The 25,227-nt window shown below is 68.7% G+C and carries 17 protein-coding genes; 7 read left to right on the top strand and 10 right to left on the bottom strand.

The features are described from left to right. Positions 1–27: 27 nt before the first annotated feature. Positions 28–774 (top strand): endonuclease/exonuclease/phosphatase family protein, encoded by a 747-nt coding sequence (locus E3T23_RS07570; RefSeq protein ID WP_134369755.1) that lies wholly within the window; start codon positions 28–30, stop codon positions 772–774. Between the two features lie 15 nt (positions 775–789). Here E3T23_RS07570 and E3T23_RS07565 read toward each other — a convergent pair whose 3' ends face one another. Together E3T23_RS07565 and E3T23_RS07560 are read right to left on the bottom strand one after the other, a co-directional pair. After that, a complete protein-coding gene (locus E3T23_RS07565; RefSeq protein ID WP_134369754.1) occupies positions 790–990 on the bottom strand; it encodes a hypothetical protein in 201 nt (66 codons plus the stop codon). A gap of 72 nt (positions 991–1,062) precedes the next feature. Then, positions 1,063–2,040, bottom strand: a complete 978-nt coding sequence (locus E3T23_RS07560) for an NAD(P)H-quinone oxidoreductase (protein ID WP_134369753.1) — start codon at positions 2,038–2,040, stop codon at positions 1,063–1,065. A 311-nt stretch (positions 2,041–2,351) separates the two neighbouring features. Between E3T23_RS07560 and E3T23_RS07555 the strand changes: the two genes are divergently transcribed. After that, positions 2,352–7,148 (top strand): NAD-glutamate dehydrogenase, encoded by a 4,797-nt coding sequence (locus E3T23_RS07555; protein ID WP_134369752.1) that lies wholly within the window; start codon positions 2,352–2,354, stop codon positions 7,146–7,148. A gap of 123 nt (positions 7,149–7,271) precedes the next feature. On the opposite strand, the gene E3T23_RS07550 is transcribed toward E3T23_RS07555, so the two are convergent. Both E3T23_RS07550 and E3T23_RS07545 read right to left on the bottom strand, forming a co-directional pair. Next, entirely contained in the window at positions 7,272–7,901 is a 630-nt protein-coding gene (locus E3T23_RS07550) for an MBL fold metallo-hydrolase (RefSeq protein ID WP_134369751.1), read from the bottom strand. Continuing rightward, complete coding sequence (locus E3T23_RS07545) at positions 7,901–8,995, bottom strand: S-(hydroxymethyl)mycothiol dehydrogenase (RefSeq protein ID WP_134369750.1); 1,095 nt, start codon at positions 8,993–8,995, stop codon at positions 7,901–7,903. Before E3T23_RS07545 ends, E3T23_RS07550 begins: the two co-directional genes overlap by 1 nt. A 521-nt stretch (positions 8,996–9,516) precedes the next feature. On the opposite strand from E3T23_RS07545, the gene E3T23_RS07540 reads away from it, so the two are divergent. The 3 genes from E3T23_RS07540 to fmdA are packed head-to-tail and all read left to right on the top strand — an operon-like array spanning position 9,517 to position 11,753. Then, on the top strand, positions 9,517–10,152 hold the full coding sequence (locus E3T23_RS07540) for an AmiS/UreI family transporter (RefSeq protein ID WP_134369749.1): 636 nt from the start codon (positions 9,517–9,519) through the stop codon (positions 10,150–10,152). An 18-nt stretch (positions 10,153–10,170) separates the two neighbouring features. Then, positions 10,171–10,461 carry an FmdB family zinc ribbon protein gene (locus E3T23_RS07535; protein WP_134369748.1) on the top strand — a complete coding sequence of 97 codons (291 nt, stop codon included), beginning with the start codon at positions 10,171–10,173 and terminating at the stop codon, positions 10,459–10,461. Positions 10,462–10,496: 35 nt separating this feature from the next. Next, positions 10,497–11,753, top strand: coding sequence for a formamidase (gene fmdA, locus E3T23_RS07530; protein ID WP_134369747.1), 1,257 nt, complete (start codon positions 10,497–10,499; stop codon positions 11,751–11,753). Between the two features lie 120 nt (positions 11,754–11,873). Here fmdA and E3T23_RS07525 read toward each other — a convergent pair whose 3' ends face one another. Next, on the bottom strand, positions 11,874–14,156 hold the full coding sequence (locus E3T23_RS07525; RefSeq protein WP_134369746.1) for an FdhF/YdeP family oxidoreductase: 2,283 nt from the start codon (positions 14,154–14,156) through the stop codon (positions 11,874–11,876). 271 nt (positions 14,157–14,427) lie between these two features. On the opposite strand from E3T23_RS07525, the gene E3T23_RS07520 reads away from it, so the two are divergent. Beyond that, positions 14,428–15,291, top strand: coding sequence for a DarT ssDNA thymidine ADP-ribosyltransferase family protein (locus E3T23_RS07520; RefSeq protein ID WP_166806236.1), 864 nt, complete (start codon positions 14,428–14,430; stop codon positions 15,289–15,291). Between the two features lie 41 nt (positions 15,292–15,332). Further along, the gene (locus tag E3T23_RS07515; RefSeq protein ID WP_134369744.1) at positions 15,333–16,004 is read left to right on the top strand and encodes a thermonuclease family protein; all 672 of its coding nucleotides are present in this window, start codon (positions 15,333–15,335) and stop codon (positions 16,002–16,004) included. Between the two features lie 110 nt (positions 16,005–16,114). On the opposite strand, the gene E3T23_RS07510 is transcribed toward E3T23_RS07515, so the two are convergent. From E3T23_RS07510 to E3T23_RS07490, 5 genes are all read right to left on the bottom strand, one after another. Further along, positions 16,115–16,615, bottom strand: a complete 501-nt coding sequence (locus tag E3T23_RS07510) for a DUF6328 family protein (RefSeq protein ID WP_241977705.1) — start codon at positions 16,613–16,615, stop codon at positions 16,115–16,117. A gap of 53 nt (positions 16,616–16,668) precedes the next feature. Further along, entirely contained in the window at positions 16,669–19,488 is a 2,820-nt protein-coding gene (locus E3T23_RS07505; protein ID WP_241977703.1) for a cation-translocating P-type ATPase, read from the bottom strand. Positions 19,489–19,789: 301 nt separating this feature from the next. Then, complete coding sequence (locus E3T23_RS15395; RefSeq protein WP_174843854.1) at positions 19,790–20,425, bottom strand: AMIN-like domain-containing (lipo)protein; 636 nt, start codon at positions 20,423–20,425, stop codon at positions 19,790–19,792. Between the two features lie 110 nt (positions 20,426–20,535). Further along, positions 20,536–22,842: a putative bifunctional diguanylate cyclase/phosphodiesterase gene (locus tag E3T23_RS07495; RefSeq protein WP_134369742.1), complete on the bottom strand. Its 2,307-nt coding sequence runs from the start codon at positions 22,840–22,842 to the stop codon at positions 20,536–20,538. Beyond that, positions 22,803–25,109, bottom strand: coding sequence for a putative bifunctional diguanylate cyclase/phosphodiesterase (locus E3T23_RS07490; RefSeq protein ID WP_134369741.1), 2,307 nt, complete (start codon positions 25,107–25,109; stop codon positions 22,803–22,805). The genes E3T23_RS07495 and E3T23_RS07490 overlap by 40 nt, the downstream gene beginning before the upstream one ends. Between the last annotated feature and the right edge of the window lie 118 nt (positions 25,110–25,227).

The following is a 25,227-nucleotide window of genomic DNA, read 5'->3' as shown; positions in this document are numbered from 1 at the left end:
TCGGGTCGAGTCTGAAAAAGGTCAGTCGTGAAAGTCATCAGCTATAACCTCCGCAAGAATCGTGCCAGTGGAGAGCTCATCGCCCTGGCCGAGAACTACGATCCGGATGTCCTGTGCCTGCAGGAATGCGACACTCTGGAGCTCCCCGCGGAGATCGGTCTGCTGCACCTCGCCGACTCCACCGTGCGGAACCGCCTCGGCCTGGCGATCTACTATCGCAAGGACCGGTTCACCAACGAGCACACCAAGACCTTCGCTCTCAAGAAGTCCCTGCACGACCGGCTGCTGACCCCCGCACATGAGCGCCTGATCGGAACCCGGCTGACCGACCTCGTCGCGGACCGCGAGCTCGTCGTCGCGTCGTTCCATGCCGCGCCGCTCACCGCCCGCAACTCCCTGCGGCGCAACCAGATCCGCACGGCGCACGAAGAGCTGCACCAGCTCGGTCCGGGCCTGCCGACCCTGATGGTGGGCGATTACAACTACCCGATCTTCAAGGGCCACCTCGGCGACCAGGTCACCCAGTCCGGTTACGACCTCACCCTCAGCGACACCCGCACCTACACGCGCTACAAGTTCTTCCGCGGGCACTTCGACCTGGCCACCTCCATCGGACTGACCATCGACAGCGTCGAGACGCTGCCGATCGGCACCTCCGACCACCTGCCGATCCTGGTCACCTCGACCTACAGCGATGAGCCGGTGAACGCCACGGATGTCCGATCCAGCCTCGCCGAGACCGAACGCGCCTCCGGCGGTGACTTCACAATCTAGGCTGACGGGCCGCGTCTACCGGGTGTCGCCGCGGCTCCAGAGCAGGTGGGCGCGCACCGACAGGGATCCGCCGATGAGGAGGGCCACGCCCGCCGTCCAGAGCAGGGCGGTGAGGAACGCGTTGGCCGTCACCGCATTGAGAATGATCAGGGCCACGCCGAAGGCACTGAAACTGAACCCGGCGACGGCGCAGGTGGTGAAGGACCAGTTCTTCATGCGGGCGTTTCCAATCGGGTGGGGAGGCAACGGCTTTCACGCTAGCAGGACACGCGGGGCGCTCAGCCGGCCTCAGGGCACCAGCAGAATCTTGCCCACGTGAACGGATGCCTCCAGCCGGCGGTGGGCGTCCGCGGCCTGGTCGAACCGGAAACGGCTGTCGATCACCGGACGGAAGCGGCCGGATTCCAGCCAGGGCCAGACATCCGTTCGGAGCGCCCGCATGATCGCGGCTTTCTGTTCGAACGGGCGGGCCCGGAGCGTGGTGCCCCAGTACCGGCCGCGCTTCTGCATCAGGTGGAACGGGTTGAAGTCGGCGTTCTCGCCGCTCTGGTTGGCGATCACCATGATGCGGCCGTCGACCGCGAGGGCCGCCACATTGCGGGCCGCGTAGGAGCCGCCGATGATGTCGAGGATCACGTCGGCGCCGTGCCCGTCGGTGGCGGCCGTGAGTTCGGCCGGGAAGTCCTGCTCACGGTAGTTGATCAGGATTTCCGCGCCCAGGCTGCGGCACACCGCGAGCTTGTCCGCCGAGCCGGCCGTCACGGCGACCCGGGCGCCGGCCAGCACGCCCAGCTGAACGGCGGTGGTGCCGATGCCGCTGGCGCCGCCGTGCACGAGCAGCGTCTCGCCGGCGGCCAGGCCAGCGGAGAGGAATACGTTCGACCAGACCGTGGCGAGCGCCTCCGGCAGCCCGGCAGCCTCGACGAGGTCGACGGAGTCGGGCACCGGCAGCGCCAGATCCTCGTGCACCACGGCCTCGGTGGCGTAGCCGCCGCCCGCGAGCAGGGCGCACACCCGGTCGCCGACCGCGAACTGCGAGGCCCGGGCGCCGGTCTCGACCACCACGCCGGAGACTTCGAGTCCCGGCCATTCGGGCGCGCCGGCCGGCGACGGGTAGTTGCCCTGGCGCTGCGCGACATCCGCCCGGTTCACGCCCGCAGCGGCCACCCGAATCCGGATGTCCCTGGCCCCGACCGACGGGTCGGCCACCGTGGTGAGAGTGAGTCTGTCGGGGCCGCCGGGGGCGTCTACCAAAATCGCGCGCATGCCCGCCATCCTACGAGCGTCGAGTGTTCCCGTCTCGGGTGTCGCGCGCATGCTGCGCCGCTCCGCGCGGGGCACGCCACCAGCGCAGCGGCGCAGCACGCGCGCAGCCCAGCCGCGCATCCTGCAGCCGGGTCGTGGGCGATCAAGGCGGGACCTCGGCCGCCGGTTCGGGGACCCGCCGCCGGGCGCAGGGCGGAACACGGGAACGAAACTACGATGGACAGGGGGCTCCACGTTCGCGTCGGAAAGCCCCCGGCTCGACGGTGCCCGCAACGACGCGGAACCGGAAATTCGATGGAGGCTACTTTTCAATGACGTCTGAGTCCACCGGTGCGGGTCTGCCCCCGCAAGACACGCTCGACGCTTTCATCCTCGACTACTACGAGCATCTCGCCGGCGAAGACCGCCAGCACTACACTATGGAGCTTCTCCGCGCGCGGGCCGTGCGCCACTGGCAGATCGCCCACGACCGGATGCCGGGGACCGCCCGCGTCGAGATCGAGAACGAATCCGACGGCAGCGTCGTCTACATCGTCATGGACGACATGCCGTTCCTGGTGGACTCGGTCACCGCGGAGATCGTGCGCCAGCACGCCGCCATCCACCTGGTGGTGCACCCCCTGCTGGTCGTGGCCCGCAACCGCGACACCCACGAGCTCCAGAGCGCGGCCCGGGTGTCGGGCACCGCCGCGAAAGACGACGCCTCCCAGCGCGAATCCTGGATCGCCGTCGAGATCGACCGCGCCTCCGACGAGGCCCAGACCCGGATCCGCGACGGCCTGCTCAAGGTTCTCGGCGATGTGCGGGCCGCCGTGGAGGACTGGCCGGCGATGACCCGCAAGGCCCAGGAGATCGCCGAAGCGCTCGACGACGTGGCCCACGCCGAGGGCATCGAGGACATCAGCCAGGCACAGGAGCTGCTGGGTTGGCTGGGCGGGGACAACTTCACCTTCCTCGGCTACCGCGAGTACGACCTGAAGACCGTCGAGGGCGAAGACGTGCTCGCTATCCGGGAGGGCAGCGGCCTGGGGCTGCTGCGTTCCGAGGAGGACGGCCACCAGGTGCAGCACCTGACGGATGCCGGCCGCCAGAAGGCGCGCGAACGCGCCGCCCTGGTGATCACCAAGGCGAATTCCCGGTCCAGCGTTCACCGTCCGGCCTACTTCGACTACATCGGCATCAAGACTTTCGACGCCGACGGCAAGGTCACTGGGGAGCGCCGCTTCATCGGCCTGTTCGCCGCCACGGCCTACACGAGTTCCGTGCGTGACGTTCCGATTCTGCGCGACAAGGTCGACGCCGTGATGACCCAGGCCGGTTTCCCGGCCGGATCGCACAGCGGCAAGGACCTGATGGGAATCATGGAGACCTACCCGCGCGACGAGCTGTTCCAGATCGACGTTTCCACCCTGCTGGCCACCGCGCTCGCCATTCAGCGCCTGCAGGAACGGCGCCGCACCCGGCTCTTCCTACGACCGGATGTCTACGGCCGCTTCATGACCGCCATGGTCTACCTGCCGCGTGACCGCTACACGACCGCCGTGCGCCTGCGCATCGAGGAGGAGCTGCGGGTCACCTTCAACGCGGAGTCCGTCGACTTCGAGGCCCGCATGACGGAATCCGCCCTCGCCCGGCTGTTCTTCCGCATCCGTCTGCAGAAGGACGCCCCGGCCATCTCCGTCGACGCCGCCGCGCTGGAACGCCGCCTGGTGATGGCGGTGCGCTCCTGGTCGGAGGGCCTCAGCGAGCAGCTCCGGGAAAGCCGCCCGCTGGAGGAAGCCGAGCACCTGTCCGACGTCTGGGCGGAGGCGTTCCCCGCCAGCTACCGGGTCGACTACGAGATCGAAGACGCCCTGCAGGACATCGGCCGGTTCGAGGCAGCCGCCGCCGCCGCCGAGGAGGCCCTCCGTTCCGGCCTGGGCCCGGCCCGGCCCGGCCTGCACGTCTACCTCCCCGCGAGCGCCGGGGAGATCGCTGAAGAGGATGCCCGGATCAAGCTCTACATGATGGAGCCGAAGAGTCTGAGCCAGATCTTGCCGTTCCTGCAGAACCTCGGCATCGAGGTGCTCGACGAGGTGCCCTTCGAAATCGAGACCGCCGACGGCCGTGCCTTCTACCTCTACGACCTGGGCCTGAACTACCCGGAGGGCGTGGACCCGATCAGTACCGGTGAGCTCCTGGCCGACTCATTCGGTGCCGCCGTCAGCGGGGCCATCCAATCGGACGGGCTCGACCGCCTCGTCCTGCCGGAGGGTATGCCCTGGCACCGGGTCGTCATCCTGCGCAGCTACGCCAAATACCTGCGCCAGGCCGGCAACACCAACTCCTACGGCTTCATCGCCGACACCCTGCTCGCCAACCCCGCCGTCACCCGCGGTCTGGTGGCGCTCTTCGAGGCCCGGTTCGATCCGGATCTGGCCGAGCCGGAGCGCATCCGTCGCAGCCTGCAGGTCAAGGACGAACTCACGGCGGCGATGGAACAGGTCACGACGCTCGACGCCGACCGGGTGCTGCGCACCCTGATCAACCTGATCGAGTCGACGCTGCGCACGAACTTCTTCCAGGACAAGCCCTACCTGAGCATCAAGCTCGACCCGACCTCGATCGAGCTGCTGCCGTTCCCGCGGCCGAAATACGAGATCTGGGTGTACTCCCCGCAGGTGGAGGGCGTGCACCTCCGGTTCGGCAAGGTGGCCCGCGGCGGGCTGCGCTGGTCGGACCGCCGGGAGGACTTCCGCACCGAGGTGCTCGGCCTGGTCAAGGCACAGACGGTGAAGAACGCCGTGATCGTGCCGACCGGTGCCAAGGGCGGGTTCTTCGCCAAGCAGCTGCCGGATCCGGCCCTCGACCGTGCGGCCTGGATGGCGGAGGGAATCGAGAGCTACAAGACCTTCATCCGGGGGCTGCTCGACCTCACCGACAACCTGGTGACGACGGCGGACGGGGAGCAGCTCGTGCCGCCCGCCCGGGTCGTGCGCCACGACGACGACGATTCCTACCTCGTCGTCGCCGCCGACAAGGGAACGGCCACCTTCTCCGACATCGCCAACGGGCTCGCCGCCGAATACGGTTTCTGGATGGGCGACGCGTTCGCGTCCGGCGGCTCCATCGGCTACGACCACAAGGCCATGGGCATCACGGCCCGCGGCGCGTGGGAGTCGGTCAAGCGCCACTTCAGCGAGCTGGGCGTCGACACGCAGTCCGAGGACTTCACGGTCGTCGGCGTGGGCGACATGTCCGGCGACGTGTTCGGCAACGGCATGCTGCTGTCGGACCACATCCGTCTGCTGGCGGCCTTCGACCACCGGCACATTTTCCTGGACCCGAATCCGGATGCCGCGCGCTCCTTCCAGGAACGCCGGCGCCTCTTCGCCCTGCCGCGGTCGTCCTGGGCGGACTACGACTCCGGCCTGATCAGCGCCGGCGGCGGGGTCTTCCCGCGCCAGTCCAAGGCGGTGCCGATCTCCGCCGAGGTGCGCGCCGCGCTCGGACTACCGGAGGGCACGGTGAGCCTGAGCCCGCCGGAACTGCTCCGCGCCATCCTGACCGCCCCGGCCGACCTGCTCTACAACGGCGGCATCGGCACCTATGTGAAGGCCAGCACCGAGACGGCCGCCCAGGTCGGCGACAAGGCGAACGACGCCATCCGGGTGGACGGCAGGGACCTGCGCGTCAAGGTCGTCGGTGAGGGCGGCAACCTCGGGATGACCCAGCTCGGGCGGATCGAGGCGGCCCTCACGGGCGTCATCCTGAACACCGACGCGATCGACAACTCCGCCGGGGTGGACTGCTCCGACCACGAGGTCAACATCAAGATCTTCGTCGACCGGATGGTGGCCGCCGGCAAACTGGCCGAGTCGGAGCGGGCGGAGTTCCTCGCCTCCATGTCCGACGAGGTGGCCCGGCTGGTTCTCGAGGACAACGTCGACCAGAACATCCTGCTGCTCAACGACCGCGCGAAGGTGACCACCTGGAGCCCCAGCTACGAGCGGCTGATGGACTGGCAGGAGGCCTCCGGCGACCTCAAACGCGAGCTGGAGGCGCTGCCCACGACGGCGACGCTGCGGGAACGCCTCGAAACGGGCCAGGGTCTGACCTCCCCCGAGCTGTCCGTGCTGGCCGCGTACGCCAAGATCGAGCTGGCGACGACGCTGCGGGACAGCGACCTGCCCGACGACCCCTGGTTCGGTCGCACCCTGCGCCGGTACTTCCCGGTGCAGCTGGCCGAGCGTTTCGACGCCGAGCTGGACACGCATCCGCTGCGCCGCGAGATCATCGCCACCGTCGTCGCGAACGACATGATCAACCTCGGTGGCGTGACCTTCGCGTTCCGGGCGATGGAGGAGACCTCGGCGAACCAGGCCACGGTCGCCAAGGCGTTCGTGGCGCTGCGGGAGATCTTCGAAATCGACGTGCTCGTCGCCGAGGTCAACGCCCTGCCGTCGTCGTTCCCGACCGAGCACTGGACGGCGATCCACCTGGACATCCGTCGCCTGCTCGACCGGTCGGTGCGCTGGCAGGTCAACCAGGGAGCGTCGCGCCCGGTGGGCGAGGTGGTCGCCCAGTACAAGCCGCAGATGGACCTGATGCGCGCCCACCTGGAGGACTACCTCAAGGGCGGTGACCTCAAGCGCGTGCAGTCCCTGCTGGGCACGGCGCAGGAGTGGGGCGTGCCGGAGAACCTCGGTCGCCGGTGGGCGGAACTCTTCGAGGCGTTCGCCCTGCTGGACGTGGCGCAGATCGCGGCCCAGGTGGACGAACCGCTGGCCGACGTCGCCGGCGTCTACTACACGGTCTACGACCGGTTCCGGGTGGACAACCTGCTGGAGCGCATCACCGTGCTGCCGCGGAAGGACCGCTGGCAGGCCCTGGCCCGGGCCGCCCTCCGCGACGACCTCTACGCAACCGTCGCCGACATGACGCGGGCCGTGCTGACTGAGACGGATGCCGCCGACGCCGACGCCCGGCTGCTCGCCTGGGAGGCCCTCAACGCGGAACAACTGGGACGGGCCCGGAGCGTGTTCGAGGAGGTCAACGCCCTCGGCCAGGACGACATGGCATCCCTGTCCGTGGTCGTGCGGCTGCTGCGTTCGATCGTGCGCCGCTGACCCGCCGCGTGCCCCCGGCGCTGAACCAATTCGACGGAGATTTTGGGTCAAACACCCGTTCTTGAGCCCAAACGGGCTGCTTAGAGCAGAATCTCCGTCGAATTCGTTCGGACGAGGTGAGTCCTAGTGGCCGCGGGCGATCCACTCGTCGACGTGCTCGGCCTCGGCGCCGATTGTCGTCGACTCGCCGTGGCCGGTGAGCACGACGGTGCTCGCCGGGAGCGTCAGCAGGGTGTCCGTGATCGACGCGATGATCGTCGGGAAGTCGCTGAACGACCGGCCGGTCGCGCCGGGGCCGCCGTGGAACAGGGTGTCGCCGCTGAAAACGGTGCCGAGCGCGGGTGCGTAGAAGCAGACGGCGCCGGGGGAGTGCCCCGGGGTGTGCAGCACCTCGAGATCGATGCCGGCCACCTGGATGTGCTGGCCGTTCTCGAGCGGGCGGCTCGGCGGGGCATCCGGGTAGACCCGATCCCACAGCACCATGTCGTCCGGGTGCAGGTAGGTCGGCGCGGTGCGCTTGGCCTGCACCCCGGCGACGGCGCCGATGTGGTCGTCGTGCGCGTGCGTGCAGAGGATGCCGACCAGCCTGCGGTCGCCGACCGCCGCGAGGATGGCGTCGGCATCGTGGGCGGCGTCGATCACGACGCACTCATCGTCGTCGCCGACGATCCAGACGTTGTTGTCCACGTCCCAGGTGCCGCCGTCGAGGCTGAAACTGCCCGAGGTGACGAGGTGTTCGATGCGGGCCGCCACTAGAGCACGACCACGGAGCGCAGCACGTCGCCGCGGGCCATCTTCGCGAAGGCCTCCTCGATGTGGCCGATGCCGATGCGCTCGCTGACGAATTCGTCCAGCGGCAGGCGGCCCTGCAGGTAGAGGTCGGTCAGCATCGGGAAGTCGCGCTCGGGCAGGCAATCGCCGTACCAGGACGATTTCAGGGCGCCGCCCCGGCCGAACACGTCGAGCAGCGGGATCTCCAGCATCATCTCGGGGGTCGGCACGCCCACCAGGACGACGGTGCCGGCCAGATCGCGGGCGTAGAACGCCTGCCGCCACGTCTCGGGACGCCCGACGGCGTCGATCACGACATCCGCGCCGAAGCCGCCGGTCAGCCCCTGCACGGCCGAAACCACGCCGTCCTCATCGAGTCCGGCCGAGTCGATGGTGTGCGTGGCGCCGAGGGTCCGGGCGGTGGCGAGCTTCTTCTGGTCGCGGTCGATCGCGACGATGACGGATGCCCCGGCGAGCCGGGCCCCGACGATCGCCGCGTTGCCGACGCCGCCGCATCCGATCACGGCGACCGAGTCGCCCCGGGTCACGTTGCCCGTGTTCATCGCGGCGCCGATGCCGGCCATGATGCCGCAGCCGAGGAGTCCGACGACCGCGGGGTCGGCGGCGGGGTCGACCCTGGTGCACTGCTTCTCATGCACGAGGGTCTTCTCGGCGAAGGCGCCGATGCCGAGGGCCGGGCTGAGCTCGGTGCCGTCGGTCAGAGTCATCTTCTGGGCGGCGTTGAAGGTATTGAAGCAGTACCAGGGCTCGGCACGCTTGCAGGCGCGGCAGTCACCGCAGACGGCGCGCCAGTTCAGCACGACGAAGTCGCCGACGGCGACGTGCGTGACGCCCGCGCCGACGACGCTGACCCGGCCGGCGGCCTCGTGGCCGAGCAGGAACGGGAACTCGTCGTTGATGCCGCCGTCGCGGTAGTGCACGTCGGTGTGGCAGACGCCGCAGGTCTCGATGTCGACGATGACCTCGCCCGCACCGGGTTCGGGGATGACGATGTCGACGAGCTCCACCGGCGCGCCCTTCGATCGAGCGATGACGCCTTTAACGGTGATCGACATGGGACTCCTCTGGGTTGGTGCCCGGGCAGGCGGTGATGGAACCCGTCCACACTACCCAACCGCCCCGCCCCCCGCCCTGGGTGACCACTTCGACGGAGATTTTGCGCCATCCCCGGGGAGGCGAAGACGCGCGATCGGTCAGGCGAATTCCTGGCAGCGATCGCACCACCAGCCGCCCGGGACCGGCGCCATCGGGACGTAGCAGGAAGCGCAGGTGGGTCTCGGCAGCAGTCGGTCGTCGAAGTTCATGTGAAGTTCAGTATCGATTCTGAAGACGATTTCCCCAGCCCAGAGAAGGGCAGTCGCTATCTGAAGTTTAGGCAGACCCGCCACAGATGTCTAGGGACATTGGCAACTCCAAGCGTGAACTTTCACGGCCCTCGGACCGGACGATTCCGCGCCGACTGCCGTTGACACCCCCGGGGGCCCGGTCTAGCGTGCCCAGTGTTCAAGCGCGTTCTCCGCCAACCGAGCGGTTGTGAAACGTCTTCGCGGCTGCTCCCGAGCACGGGAGTTCTCTGATGGGCGCAGTGGGTTTGCTGTACGTGGGGGCCGTGCTCTTCATCAACGGCCTGATGCTGGTGGGGGCGATTCCGGGCAAGTCGGCCGGAATCCTCAACTTCTTCGTCGGCGGGATGCAGGTCATCTTTCCGACGCTGATCATCCTGGGAGCCGACGGTGACCAGTCCACCATCTTCGGGGCGGCGGGCCTCTACCTGTTCGGTTTCACCTACCTCTATGTGGCGATTCTGCAGTTCACGGGCATCAGCGGGGAAGGCCTCGGCTGGTTCTCGCTGTTCGTGGTCTTCTGCGCCACGGTCATCGGCGTTATTCAGTTCACCCTGGTGGACGACCCCGTCTTCGGCGTCATCTGGCTCATCTGGGCCGTGCTCTGGTTCCTCTTCTTCCTCGTGCTGGGCCTCGGCAAGGAGTCCCTGACCCGCACCACCGGCTGGTTCACCATCTTCATCAGCCACATGACCGGAACGATCCCCGCGTTCCTGCTGCTGCTGGGCGGATACGAGACCACCGCCGGCTACGCGCTGATCGTGGCGCTCGCCGGCGCGATCTCCCTGGGCGTGGCGTGGGTGCTCGGGCACGCCGCCGTTTCCTCGCAGACGACGACCGAACCCGCGGCGTCGACCAGGCCCGCCTGAGAAGGGAAAACAGACTCCATGCCCATCTACGAGTTCCGTTGCGCAGACTGCCCGGACTTCGAGCTGATCCTTCCGATGGGCACGGCCCCGGATGTCACGGCCTGCCCGACCTGTCAGGGTGACGCCCGGCGGCGCGTCACCGCCCCTCATGTCTCGCGGACGGGTTCGTCGGCGTTCCAGCTGATCGACGCGGCCACCCGCAGCGCGCACGAACCGACCGTCGTCGATTCGACGAAGCCCGGGGTGCGCACGGGCAAGACCCAGCACTACACGTCCAACCCGCTCCATCAGAAACTGCCGCGGCCCTAGCAATCGGTCCGGCCCGACCAGGTACAGGAGACGACATGCCCAAGAAAATATTCCCCCTCGATTCCAGCAAGAAGTTCGAGGACCAGGAGCTCGTCGGCCACAACCGATGGCACCCCGAGATCCCCCCGGTGGCCACGGTGAAGCCGGGCGAATCGTTCCGGGTCGACTGCCGGGAGTGGTTCGATGGTGCGATCGTCAATGACGACTCGGCCGACGACATCCTGAACGCCCCACTGATGACGGTGCACAAACTCAGTGGTCCCTTCGCCGTCACGGGTGCCCGGCCGGGCGACCTGCTGATCGTCGACATCCTCGACGTCGGTCCCATTCCGCAGGAGGATTCCGGCCCACTCGCCGGCCAGGGCTGGGGCTACACCGGGATCTTCGCCAAGAACAACGGCGGCGGCTTCCTGGTCGACCAGTTCCCGGATGCCTACAAGGCCATCTGGGACTTCACCGGCCAGATCGCGACCTCCCGCCACGTGCCCGGCGTGTCCTTCACCGGTCTGATCCACCCCGGTCTGATGGGCACGGCCCCGTCGGCGGCGCTGCTCGCGAAGTGGAACAAGCGCGAGGGTGACCTGATCAAGACGAACCCGAACCGGGTTCCGCCGCTGGCGCTGCCGCCCGAACCCCAGTTCGCGGTGCTCGGCAGCCTCGCCGCGTCCGAGTTCGACCGGGTGGCCGGCGAGGCCGCCCGCACCGCACCGCCCCGCGAGAACGGCGGCAACCAGGACATCAAGAACATGTCCAAGGGCACCCGCATCTTCTACCCGGTGTTCGTCGACGGAGCGAACCTGTCCCTCGGGGACCTGCACTTCTCCCAGGGTGACGGCGAGATCACCTTCTGCGGCGCCATCGAGATGGGCGGGTTCATCGACCTGCGGGTGGACCTCCTCAAGGGCGGCATGGACACCTACGGTGTGAGTGAGAACGCGATCTTCATGCCCGGCAACGTGGACCCTCGGTACAGCGAGTGGCTGGCGTTCTCGGGCACCTCGGTGACCCTCGACGGGGAGCAGCGCTACCTGGACTCGCACCTGTCCTACCAGCGGGCCTGCCTGCACGCGATCGACTACCTGGTGAAGTTCGGTTACAGCCCGGAGCAGGCCTACATCATCCTCGGAGCCGCACCGATCGAAGGTCGGCTGTCAGGGGTGGTGGACATCCCGAACTCCTGCTCCACCGTCTACATCCCCACGGCCATCTTCGACTTCGACGTTCGCCCCTCCGCCGCCGGGCCGCACCAGATCGACCCGGGCATCGGAGCCCCCAGGTCGAACAACAAGTGAGGCTGAGTTAGCGGCACAGCGCACGGCACCCCGCCCAGCCTCGAGCACACGGCGCCCGGTCCAGCGGATCGGGCGCCCTGTGCACGTCCTGGTGGGCACGTCCTGGTGGGCGTGTTCCGGTCAGCGCGAGGGTTCCAGCCGCACCAGCACCGACTTCGAGGCGGGGGTGTTGCTGTGCTCCGCCGTGGAGTCCAGGGGCACCAGCACGTTGGCTTCGGGGAAGTAGGCGGCGGCGCAGCCGCGTGCGCTCGGGTAGGCGACGAGCCGGAACCGTCGCAGCACGCGGTCGACGTGGTCGCTGAATTCGCTGTGCACATCGACGAGCATGCCGCTGATCAGGCCCAGCTCCACGATGTCCTCCGGGTTGACGAAGATGACTTTGCGGCCGTTCTTGATCCCTCGGTAGCGGTCGTTGGGGCTGTAGATCGTGGTGTTGAACTGGTCGTGCGAGCGCAGCGTCTGCAGGAGCAGGCGCCCCGGCGGGCGTTCGAGCGGCTCCAGTTCGTTGACCGTGAGCAGGGCCTTGCCGCTCGGGGTCGGGAAGGTGCGCAGGTCCCGCGGCGGATGGGGGAGGTAGAAACCCTCCTGCTGGCGGATCCGCTGGTTGTAGTCGGCGAAGCCCGGAATGACATGCGCGATGTGGTCACGGATGATGTCGTAGTCGTTCTCGAAATCGGCCCAGCCGATCGAGGGGGTGCCGTCGAGCGTGGCCCGGGCGAGGCGCGACACGATCGCCACCTCGGAGAGCAGCTGCTCCGACACCGGTTCGAGCAGGCCGGTGGAGGAGTGCACGGCGGACACCGTGTCCTCCACCGACACGAACTGCGGGCCGGTGGCCTGCCAGTCGATCTCGGTGCGGCCCAGGGTGGGCAGGATGAGCGCCTGCTCACCGACCACGGCGTGGGACCGGTTCAGTTTGGTCGAGATCTGCATGCTCAGCGCCGTCTTCTGGATCGCGGCCTCGGCGACGGCGGTGTCGGAGATGGCGCCGACCAGGTTGCCGCCCAGGGCGATCCAGACCTTGACCCGGCCGTCCTGCATGGCGCGAATGGAGCCCACGCTGTCCAGGCCGGGAGCGCGGGGCGGGTCGAACCCGAATTCCCGTTCGAGGGCATCCAGGAACGCCGGTGGCATTTTCTCCCAGATGCCCATCGTGCGGTCGCCCTGTACATTGCTGTGCCCGCGGATCGGGCACGCGCCCGCGCCGGGCTTGCCGATGTTGCCGCGCAGCAGGAGCAGGTTGATGATCTCCCGGATGGTCGGCACGGCTTTCTTGTGCTGGGTGATCCCCATCGCCCAGGTGATGATGACCTTCTCTGCCCGCAGGTAGCGGGCGGCCAGCTCGTCGATCTCGGCGGCGCGCAGCCCCGTGGCCGCCAAAACGGCGTCGTCGTCAAGCCGGGCGAGGTGGGTGCGCAGCTCCTCGAGCCCGACACAGTTCTTCCGCAGGAAATCGTGGTCGAGGATGGTTCCGGGCCGGGCGGCCTCGGCGTCGAGAACCCGCCGGGAGACGGCCTGCATGAGCGCCATGTCGCCGCCGAGCCGGATCTGCAGGTACTGGTCGGCGATCACGGTGCCGGCACCGACGACGCCCCGCACCTTCTGCGGGTTCTTGTAGCGCATCAGCCCGGCTTCCGGGAGCGGGTTGACGGCGACGATGGCGGCGCCGGCCGCCTTCGCCTCTTCCAGCGCCGTGAGCATCCGGGGATGGTTGCTGCCGGGGTTCTGACCCATGATGATGATCAGGTCCGCCCGGGCGAAGTCGGCGTAGGTGATGGTGCTCTTGCCGATCCCGACGGTCTCCGCCATCGCGTGGCTGGTCGACTCGTGGCACATGTTCGAGCAGTCGGGCAGGTTGTTCGTGCCGAAGGCCCGCACGAACAGCTGGTAGAGGAAGGCAGCCTCGTTGGAGGCGCGGCCGCTCGTGTAGAACGCCGCCTGGTCGGGCGAGTCCAGCCCGCGGAGGGTGTCGCCGATCAGCTTGAACGCGTCGTCCCAGGTGATCGGCCGGTAGTGCGCGGATCCGGCAGGCTTGTGCACCGGCTGCACGAGGCGGCCCTGCATACCGAGCCAGTACTCCGACTTCGTGAGCAGCTCGCTGATCGGGTTCTCGGCCCAGAATTCCGTGGGAACCGTGATCGGGGTCGCCTCCCAAACCACCGCCTTGGCGCCGTTCTCGCAGAGCTCGAACGTCTTGCGATGCTCGGGATCTGGCCAGGCACAACTCATGCAGTCGAAGCCGTCCCGCTGGTTCATCGCGGTCAGTGCCTTCAGGCTGCGGGGCACACCCATCTGCCGGAAGGCCGGCCCCATCGCATGGGTGACGCCGGGCACTCCCGCCGCCCACTCCCTGGGCTTGCCGACCTCGATCGTGTCCTCGTTGATGTCGTCAACGCTGCTCATACGTCGGTAGTAGCATCCTTCACCGGCAGCGGCAAGGCACCGTCGGTTCGGGTTCAGGCCGAAATGGGACCAACGAATCCCGTCAACGGTCACCACGAGGTCAGAAATGACCGTACCGTTGATATGTGGTCTTCGAGCATCGGACTTGAAGAGTGTGGGGGTCACACACACGAAAGGTTTTTCCAGCTTGAGCGACGAATGTATCCATGGACTTGAGGGCGGCCTCTGCGCCAGCTGTTTCCCGAAAGCCGCTCCCGAAATCGTGCCGGGCGTGACCACCCGCACCAGCCGGAGCAAGTCCGCAGGGCGCGCACCGTCACTGCGCAGCTCGCCGTCACCGCGCACCGTGACCCTCGGCGGACCCAACCCCACTCTGGGCGAGAAGACCGCGGCCGCGAAACCGGCCACCGCCAGGGCAGCGAGCACGGTGAAGCCCGTCAGGAGCACGAAAACCGCCCATGACAACGTCGGTGAGCAGCGGATCTACCACGTCACCCACATTCGTAACCTGGCCGGCATCCTGAACAGCGGACGCCTGCTCGCCGACGCGAGCGACGCCTGGACCGACCGACCGGTCGTTGACCTGTCGTCGGCACCCCAACGTGCGGCCCGGCGTGCCGCGCTCGTCGCCGGAGACGACAGCGCCAGCGTCGCCAGCTTCGTTCCGTTCTTCCTCTCGCCCAATGCGCGCCTGTGGGACAGCCTCCTCACGGCGTCCAACGACCCGCGCCTGTCGCCGGAGGCGCACAGTGCCGAGACGTATGACTTCGTCATTCTGGTCAGCACGGTCAAGAAGCTCCACGACGCCCAGGCCGCCGCCGAGGACGCCTCCGCAGCGGCCGTCGCGGTGACCAACGGGGATGCCGCCGGGGCCCTGACCCGGTTCGGCGCCGCTCCCGAAACCGCCGACCGGATGCTCCGTTCGCTGCGCGCCGACCAGGAGTCCCAGAAGATCCGGGAGGCGGAACTGCTTGTCACCGAGTCGTTCCCGTTCGAACTGGTCACCCTCGTGGGTGTCGCCAACGACAAGGTGCGCGACGCCGTGCGCGCCATCCTCGCCGCCGGGGCGTACAAGCCCAAGGTCGTCGTGTATCCGCCGTGGTTCCACGCCGTCGAGGAAACCGTCACGCTGTAGCCCGACCGGCGGCGGTGCCGACTCTGCCCTAGTCTCGGAGGATGGGGATAAGACAGGGCCGTTCGGGCCTGCTGGCCGGCGTTCTCGTTCTCGGCGTGCTCGGCATCGCCTGGGCCCAGCAGTCGGGGCTGCTCACACCCGTGTTCGAGAGCCTCCTGAGTTCGCCGCTCGGCGGGGCGAGCGAAAGCACCGACCCGGTGGCGACCGCCGAGGACGGCACTGCCGAGACCGGGCCAGCCGAGACAGGGCCAGCCGAGACAGGGCCAGCCGACATCCCGGCGCCGCCGAGTGGAGCAGTCCCGATGACGGTGGAGTATGTGCACGATGGCGACACGCTCTTTCTGCGCGCGGACCAGCCGAACGCCCTGGTGGCGACGACGGATGACGTCAAGGTGCGACTCCTCGGAATCGATACACCGGAGGTGGGGGACCGTGCCGAATGCTTCGGCGACCAGGCCACGGAGCAACTGCGGACTCTGCTTCCCGAGGGCAGCCGGACCTGGGTTGCCGCCGATCAGGATCCGACCGACCAGTATGGTCGCAGCCTGTTCTACCTCTGGACCGAGGATGGGCGATTCGTCAACTACGAGCTCGTCGCCGGCGGAGCTGCCGAGTCGCTCAACATCGCACCGAACGACGCCCATTACCCGCTGCTGCGTGCGGCCGAGGACGCCGCGAACACGGCCGGCGCGGGGCAGTGGGGCACCTGCTGACGCAGCACAGCCGACGCGCGCCTGGCGTCACTGTTCGGCGTCAGTGTGTGCGCGTGAGTGCGCGCGCGTCAGTGTGTGCCAGTCAGTGCGTGCCAGTCAGTGTGTGCCGGTCAGCGCTTCGCCAGGCGCGGCAGGATCAGCCACACCGCCACGATGACGAGCAGCACCGCGGCCCCGGCCAGCTGACCGGCCGTTCGGTCGAGCACCACATCGAAGACCAGCAGTGTGGTGCCGGACAGGATCACGGCGACACCGACCAGCGTGGCCCGCACGAGAATATCGGCGACCCGCACGATCTGCTTCATCGCGTGCTTCCCGAAGAGCAGCCGGTGCAGGCTGACCGGCCCGAGCGCCAGCACGGTGGTGGTGGCGGCCGTGGCGACGAGAATCAGATACACGGTGAGCTGGTACCGGTCGAGATCGGTGAACCGCGGCTGGAAGGCGAGGGCGAGTAGGAAGCCACCCACGATCTGGGTGCCCGTCTGAGTGACCCGGAGCTCCTGCAACAGGGACAGCCAGTTGCGGTCGAGGCGCTGGACATCCGTTTCGGTGCCGCGGAGTGTGGCGGCCGGCTTTTCGGCAGCGGGGTCCGGCGGTCCTGACACGCTCATGTGCCGATGCTAATGCACTTTTCGAGAACGGATGCGCGGTGCCGGCAACGGGGTCAGGCGCGCGCCCGCAGCATCCACTTGCGGACTTCCTCGACCCACAGCACGACGGATGCCATGCCCGCGCAGACGGCCCAGTGCAAGGGGTCCATCGAGGTCGTCCCGAACGCGGTTTGCAGGAGCGGAAGTTCGACCACAGCCACCTGCAGCAGGACCGCGAGCAGGATCGCCCCCCACAACCACGGGTTGACGAACAGGCGGTGGAACGCGGTGGTCAGTTCGGAGCGCGCGTTGAGGGTGTTGAACAGCTGGGCGAAGACCAGGGTGGTGAACCCCGCGGTGCGGGCCAGGGTGAGGTCGTCGGTGCCGGGATCCAGTTCCGGCAGCAGCCCGCCGGGCAGGAACAGGTCGATGGTGGTGAGGGTGACGACCGCCATCACCAGGCCGGTCGTCATGATGCCCAACCACATCCGCAGGTCGATCATGCGCTCCTGGATCCCGCGCGGCGGGCGGGCCATCACGTCGTCGATCTCCGGGTCGACGCCCATCGCCAGGGCCGGGCCGGAGTCGGTGATCAGGTTGATCCAGAGGATCTGGGTGACCAGCAGGGGCAGCACGACGGTCTCGTTGCTGGCGCCGGTCAGTCCCAGCACCCCGGCGAGGAGCACGCCGAGGAACACGGTGAGCACCTCGCCCATGTTCGAGGAGAGCAGGTAGCGCAGGAACTTCTTGATGTTGTCGAGGATGACCCGGCCGGCCCGCACCGCGGCGACGATGGTGGCGAAGTTGTCGTCGACCAGGATCATCTTCGCGGCCTCTTTGGTCACCTCGGTGCCGGTGATCCCCATCGCCACGCCGATGTCGGCGGACTTCAGGGCCGGCGCGTCGTTGACGCCGTCGCCGGTCATCGCCACGATGTCGCCATTGGCCTGCAGGGCGTCGACGATGCGCAGCTTGTGGCGCGGGGAGACACGGGCGAACACGGATGTCCCGCGCACCGCCTCCCGCAGCCCCGCCTCGTCGAGGTGGTCGAGGTCCGCCCCCGCCAGCGCGCTCGCGCCCGGTTCGACGATCCCCAGGTCGCTCGCGATCCGGGCGGCCGTGGCGGGGTGGTCGCCGGTGATCATGATCACCCGCACGCCCGCCCGGTGGGCTTCCCGGATGGCCGGCGGCACCTCGGCGCGGGGCGGGTCGATGATGCCGACGACGCCGGCGTAGATCAGGCCCTGCTCGTCGGCCTCGTCCAGCGGCGCCGTGTTCTCGTCGGCGCGGCGGTAGGCGACACCCAGGGTGCGGAAGGCCTGGGCCGAGAGCGCCTCGATGTCGGCCAGCATCCGTTGCCGCTGCTGATCGGTCAGCGGCACGACGCTCTCGCCGACCTGCAGAAAGGTGCAACGCCCGAGGAGCACGTCGGGCGCGCCCTTGCTGAAGATGCGCAGGCTGTCGTCGCTGGTCTCCTGGTGCAGGGTGGACATCATCTTGCGTTCCGAGGTGAACGGCATCTCTTCGAGACGATCGAACCGGGCCATGTGCCCGGTCGTGCCCTCGAGCTTGGCCGCGGCCACCAGGAACGCGGCCTCGGTGGGGTCACCCTGGATCTCCCACTCACCGTCCTGCTCGGTCAGCTGGGCGTTGCCGGCGAGGGAGCCGACGCCCAGCACCAGCTGGGCCTCGAACCGGAGCGCCGGGTCGGTGAGCGGTGCACCGCCCTGCATCAGTTCGCCCTCGGGACGATAACCCACCCCGGTCACATCCACCCGGCCGGAGGCGGTCAGCAGCTGCTGGATCGTCATCTCGTTGCGGGTCAGCGTTCCGGTTTTGTCGCAGCAGATGACGGATGCGGAGCCCAGGGTCTCCACGGACTTCAGGTTCTTGACCACGGCGTTCTGCCGCGCCATCCGCTGCACCCCGATGGACAGGATCACCGACAGGATCGCCGGCAGCCCCTCGGGAACGGCCGCGACCGCAAGGGACACCCCGAGCAGGAACACGGTGACGAAGTCGGCGGGGGTGGACACGCCCTGCACGAGCACGATGGTGAGCATCACGACCAGGGCGATCGCGATCACGACGATGCTGAGCAGCTTGCCGATGTGGCCGATCTCGGTCTGCAGGGGGGTGGGGTTCGCCTCGGTGCGGTCGAGCATCGTGGCGATGGCGCCCACCTCGGTGTCCATGCCGGTCCCGGTGACGATGCCGCGACCGACGCCCTGGCTGACGGCGGTTCCCTTGAAGACCATGTTCAGGCGATCGCCGAGGGCGGCCGCGGAGGCCAGGGCCCGCGGGTTCTTGGTGACGGCCTCGCTCTCGCCGGTCAGGGAGGCCTCGGCGATCCGCAGCGAGCTCGCCTCGGTGAGGCGGGCATCCGCCCCCACACTGTCGCCCTCGCCCAGCACCAGCAGGTCGCCGCGCACCAGCTCGGTGCTCGGCACGGTGGTGAGCAGCCCGTCGCGCAGGACGGTCGAGGATGCCGCGGTCATGGTCGACAGGGCGGCCACGGCGTTGTCGGCGCGCGCCTCCTGCACCAGGCCGAGCACAGCGTTGAGCACCACGATCGCGGCGATCACGATGGCGTCGACGGGCAGGCCGGACGCCCCCTCGATCAGCCAGGCGCCGAGCGACACCGCGGTGGCGACCAGCAGCAGGTAGATCAGCGGGTCGTTGAACTGGGTCAGGATCCGGCGCCAGAACGGTACCGGGCGCACGCCGCGCAGTTCGTTCGGGCCGTCGGCGGCGAGGCGGCGCGCGGCTTCGGCGCCGGTGAGGCCGCGAGTGGCATCGGTCTCGAGCCGGCGGGCGATCTCGGTGGCCTCGGTGATGGAGGGATCGACCTCGAGGCGGTCGATCGGGTCCAGTTCGTCCGATTGAGCAGACACGTCCATCGGGTGGGTTCCTCGTTTCCGGGAATGCCGGGTCGGTCTGGCCCGCGGCTCCTCCCAGTGTAGAACCGGGCCGGGGATCCCCGTCTGCCCACGCACCGGTCCCGCCTCCCGGCACGGGCGGTTGGCGCTCCACCCTCGCGAGGTGCCCGACCCGGTGGCCGCGCCCGCGGCGCACCCTGTGGACGGGGGCGCACGTTCTACCGTGCGCCGGCTTCCATAGCCTGAGCCGTGAGCTGGGCTGCAGGCCTCGGCTCAAAGCGCGCGAAGGCCCCGAAAGCGCGCGAGGACTGCCGGCTCAGCGCCATTGCGTGGAGTCGATCTGGATCGCCACGACGTAGAGGTGCTCGCCCTGCTCGATCTTCTCGACCTCGTAGACGCGCACCGGGGTTTGCGGCACGGTATCCATCGGGCGCCCGACCCCGATCCCGTAGGTGACGTAGCCCTCGAAGTCTCCGGCCGGGGCATAGCGGGTGATCGCGTCGGAGCCGATGAAAGCGGGCGGCGCCGAGACGACACTCGACTCACCCTGTTCGGTGTGCGCCTGCGCCACGGTGAAGACGACCCTCAGGATGCGGTTGGTGCCGGGCATGGGGATCGGCAGCCCGCTGGCGTCCCCGTCGAGTTCGGGTACGAACTCCAAGGTGTAGCCGGGGAACCCGCCCTTGAATCGGAAGCTCATCTGGTCGTAGGGCGGCGTGTCCGACGGATGCGCCCCCACCCCGATCGTGTACAGGTAGGGAACCGGCGGCTCCGGCGGGGGAGTGCCGGGGGAGATGTCCGTGCTGGTGGGAGTCGGCGTCGGCGTCGGAGCAGGGGTCGCCGTGGCCGTTACGGTGGCGGACGGCGATGCGGTCTCGGTGGGAAAAAGCGCCCAGGGGCTGCAGGCTGCCAGAGCCAGCGTCGGAATCAGGAGCAGGGGTACCAGCAGCATCCGTCGCCGTGTCGCCCGCCGGGGTGTTGCCCGTGGCAGTGTTGCCCGTCGGCGCATCATCAGGATCCCCAATCCGCTCCCCGCCGAACGGGGTGCGTTTTCAGGGCGGTCTACACCTCGGCCGGCTCCGCGGCAAGCAGGAGCGTTGACTCGGCATCCGCCACCCGCCGGTCGGCGAGCCAGGCGTCCAGCTCGGCGGCGGGAACCGGCCGGGACAGGTGGAAACCCTGCGCGAAGTCGCAGCCGTAGCCGAGCAGTTGGTCGTAGGCGGCGCCGCTGTCGACGCCCTCGGCCACCATGCGCAGCCCCAGGCTGTGGGCCAGCGCGATGGCCGACGACACCAGGGTTGCGGCGCGTTCATCGCCGGCCATCGGGAAGACGAATGACTGGTCGAGTTTGAGCTCGTCGATGGGCAGATCGCGCAGGTAGGAGAGCGAACTGTAGCCCGTGCCGAAGTCGTCGACGGAGATGCGGATGCCCTGCTCCCGCAACCGGGTCAGGATGCCGCGGGCCCGGTCCCGGTCGTTGAGGAGGAACTCCTCGGTGATCTCCAGGGCCAGGAGCGATGCGGGCAGACCGCGGGCGCTGATCATGGCGCCGATCCGATCCGGCAGCTCCGTGTCGACCAGGGAACTGGCCGACAGATTCACGGCGATGGTCAGCGGACGCCCCTGCGCGTGCCAGAGCACCGCCTGGTCCAGCGCCTGCCGCAGCACTACCTGCGTCAGCGCGTGCATCAGCCCGGCTTCCTCGATGATCGGGACGAACTGATCGGGCAGCAGCAGGCCGCGCTCGGGGTGGTTCCAGCGGACGAGGGCTTCGACGTCCTGTACCGCCCCGGTGGCGAGGTCGACCTTCGGCTGATAGTGCACGACCAGCTGCTCATCGGTGAGGGCGAGACGCAGTTCGGCCAGGGTGCGCAGCCGGATCTCGCCGTGGCTGTCGTCGACGCTGTCGTACACGTGATGGCCGCTGCGGCCCGTTTTCGCCTTGTACATGGCCATATCGGCCTTGCGGAGCAGCGCGGTCAGATCGCTGCCCTGGTCGGGATACAGGGAGATTCCGACACTGGCGCTGGTCTGCAGGGTGATGCCCTCGAGCTGGAACGGCTCGGCGAGTGCGGCACGCAGTTTGACGGCCACCGTCAGGGCGTCCTCCCGTCCGGAGCCCGTGAGCAGGATGGCGAACTCGTCCCCGCCGAGCCGGGCCAGCAGGTCTCCGGCACGCAGTTGACGGGTCAAACGGATGCCGACCTGAATCAGCAGCCGGTCACCCACGTCGTGGCCGAGGCTGTCGTTGACCTCCTTGAACCGGTCCAGGTCCAGCAGGAGAAGGGCGCTCTCCCTACCCTCGACCGCGGCCAGCCGGGTCGGCACATCCGCGTTGAACGCGCGGCGGTTGCGCAGCCCGGTCAGGTCGTCTGTTCGGGCCAGCAGGTTCAGAACCCGCTGCCGGCCGACCAGCGGCACCACCGCCAGCGCCATGGTGGCACCGGCCAGTGCCACGGCGAAGGCCGAGACCGTCACCTGGCTGGCGAGGATCAGCACCCCGAGCCCGGCGATGGTCGACACCATCGGCACGGCCAGAGCGGACATGGTCGTGGCCGCCGACCGGTGATCCCGCACCGGGCGGGGGAGGGCGGTGCCGTCCACCCAGAGCGCGATCAGCACGACTCCGATGGTCCAGCTCGCGTCCAGCGGGGTGCCGACGATGTAGGTGTCGCCCTGCAGGGCGAAGACGGTGTCGGCGGCGGCGAAGATCAGCAGGCCGGCGACGAGCAGCATCCAGCGCTTGCCGGCGTCCGGTCCGTGCGACGCCACGATCCCGGCGATCGCCGCCACCACCAGCAGGTCGAGCACCGGATAGGCGGCCGCGATGACGGCGACGATGCTGAGCGGGTTCGCGGCGGCGGTATCGAAGACCGGGCTGAGGATGACGGCCAGGACGGCGGCGGCCCCCAGCGAGCCCACGGCGGTGTCGAGGAGGACGGACCGGGCCGTTCCGCGCAGCTGCCGGTTCACGAGCACGGCCAGGGCGCAGAGCAGGAGCAGATAGAACAGCAGGTAGCCGATGTCGGCCGGCGAGGGGAACGGTGTCCTGCCGTCGGCATCCACGGTGACGAGGGAGTAGGTGTCCGCCAGGGCGTTCGCGGTCAGCGCGGCGGCGGCGAGACCCACCTCGATCTGCGTGCGCCCCACCCGGTACGCGGCCGCGCAGCCCACGAGAACGGGTGCCCACAGCGCCAGCATGGCCAGCCAACCGTCGACCAGAGGGCTGAAGCCGTCGCCCTTCAGGGTGAGACCGACGGCATAGGCGACGACCAGCAGCAGCATGAGCGTCAGCGCCCCGATGCGGAACCGTCCACGGATGTCGCCGGTCACGGCAGGGTCGCCGCGCTCTGCCGGGCGGTCAGCCACTCATCGAGTGCCGCGGCGGAGAGGGGGCGCGACATGAAGTACCCCTGGGCGTAATCGCATCCGTAGCGCACCAGTTCGTCGTAGGCGACGCCGTTCTCCACACCCTCGGCGACCATTTTCAGGCCGAGGCCGTGCGCGAGGTCGATCGTGGACGCCACCAGCGCGGCAGCCCGAACATCGTCGGCCATCGGGAAGACGAAGGACTGGTCGAGCTTGAGCTCGTCGATGGGCAGATCGCGGAGATAGGCGAGCGAACTGTAGCCGGTGCCGAAGTCGTCGACGGAGATCTTGATCCCGCTGGCGCGCAGCCGGGTCAGGATGTCCCGGGCTCGGTCCCGGTCGGCCATCAGGAAGTCCTCGGTGATCTCCAGCATCAGCGCGGTGGGCAGAAGCCCGCGGGCCGACAGCATGGCGCCCACCCGTTCGGGCAGATCGGCGTCGACCAGGGAGCTGCCGGACAGGTTCACCGCGATCGTCAGGGTGCGGCCCTGGTCCGACCAGAGCACCGACTGGTCCAGCGCCTTGCGCAGAACCTCCTGGGTCAGCGCGTGCATGAGACCGGTCTCTTCGACCAGGGTCAGGAACTGGTCGGGGAACAGTAGGCCCCGCTCGGGGTGGTTCCAGCGCACGAGGGCCTCGACGCCGGCGACGAAACCGGTCCTCAGGCAGATCTTCGGCTGGTAGTGCAGAACCAGCTGATCCTCGGTCAGGGCGAGGCGCAGCTCCTGCACGGTGCGCAGCCTGGCGTCACCGTGGCGGTTGTCCGCGCTGCGATAGACGTGGTGGCCGCTGCGAACCGACTTCGCCTTGTACATCGCCATGTCGGCCTTCCGCAGCAGCGCGGTCAGGTCGTCGCCCTGGTCGGGGTAGAGCGCGATGCCGATGCTCGCGCTGGTCTGCAGGGAGATGCCTTCCAGGGTGAACGGCTGGGCCAGGGCGTCGCGCAGGGCCAGGGCCACGGCCTCGGCCTGCGCCTGGTCGGTGTGTTCGAGCAGGATGGCGAATTCGTCGCCGCCCAGTCGTGCGAGCAGGTCGCCGGACGGCAGGCCACCCTGCAGGCGACGGCCGACCTGCATGAGCAACCGGTCACCGGCATCGTGCCCGAGGCTGTCGTTGACCTCCTTGAACCGGTCCAGATCCAGCAGGAGCAGTGCGCGGTTCCGGCTCCGGTCTTCGGCCAAGCGCCCCGAGACCTCGGAGTACAGCGCACGCCGGTTGGGCAGACCGGTCAGCTCGTCGGTCCTGGACTGGCGCCGCAGGGCCACCTGGCGGGAGACCAGCGGGACGGCCGCGAGGGCCATGGTCGCTGCTGCCAGCCCGACCGCAACGGCGGGAACCGGAGTCTGACTGGCGAGGAGGAGTACCCCCAGGCCGGCCGCAGTCGACACTGCCGGCAGCGCCAGGGCCGCCACGCCGTTGGTGGAATTGGTGTGCTCCAGATCGGGGCGCGACGAGGCATCCGCCCACACCGCGATCAGAGACAGACCGACGGCCCAGCCGGCGTCCAGGGGAGTGCCGAGGACATAGTTGGTCTTGAGTATCGTGAAGACGAGTCCGCTGGAGGTGAACACCAGCAGGCCGAAGACGAGAAGGATCCACCGGCGGCGGGCCACCGGGCCCTGCGAGGTGGTGAGCGCCACGACGACGGCAACCAGCAGAAGGTCGAACAGAGGGTAGGCGACGGCGGCGGTGATCGCCGCGTTCGCCCCGGCCGCGCCCCGCGCGTTCGCCATCGGGCCGAGCAGCACAGCCAGCACCGCGGCCGCGCCGAGCGCACCGATGCTGCTGTCGAGCACGACCGACCAGACCATGCCCCGCATCTGGCGGCGCACCACGATGACCAGCACCGCGAGCATGAGGACGAAGAACGCGAGGTAACCGACCTCGCTCACCGGGGACGCCTTCTCGGCTCCGCCCCAGATCAGAATCCCCAGGGAGTAGGAATCGACGAACGAGATGATCGAGACAGCTGCGGCAGTGAGCAGGAGTTCGGGATGCCGGAATCGCGCCAGACCGCCGGCACCGACACGGGCTCGGCTCCGCGCCCGCTTCCGTACCACGGCGGCCCAGCACACGGCGACCAGTGACAACTTCAGGAGCGACGCCAGCCAGCCGTCGACGAACGGGTTGAAACCCGCATCCGGTACGAGCAACCCGATCACGTAAAGGCCCAGGAACACCGCCATCAGCCAGGCGAGCCCGGAGGCTGACCTGGCGAAATAGCCGCTGAAGAGGCGACCGTAGTGTGCACGTGCAGTTGGCTGCATGAGATCCCCCCCACGTCAAAAAATCTTACATTAGCAATGTCGCGAGCGGGTTCATCAATCGACCCGGAAAAAGGGAGTGATACTGCCCGGAGGACGCCCCGCACCGCCCTACGATTGA

Source organism: Cryobacterium cheniae (genome assembly GCF_004403395.1).
Classification (GTDB): domain Bacteria; phylum Actinomycetota; class Actinomycetes; order Actinomycetales; family Microbacteriaceae; genus Cryobacterium; species Cryobacterium cheniae.
The sequence above is the reverse complement of the archived record's forward strand: the minus strand, read 5'-3'. Positions and strand labels throughout refer to the sequence as shown.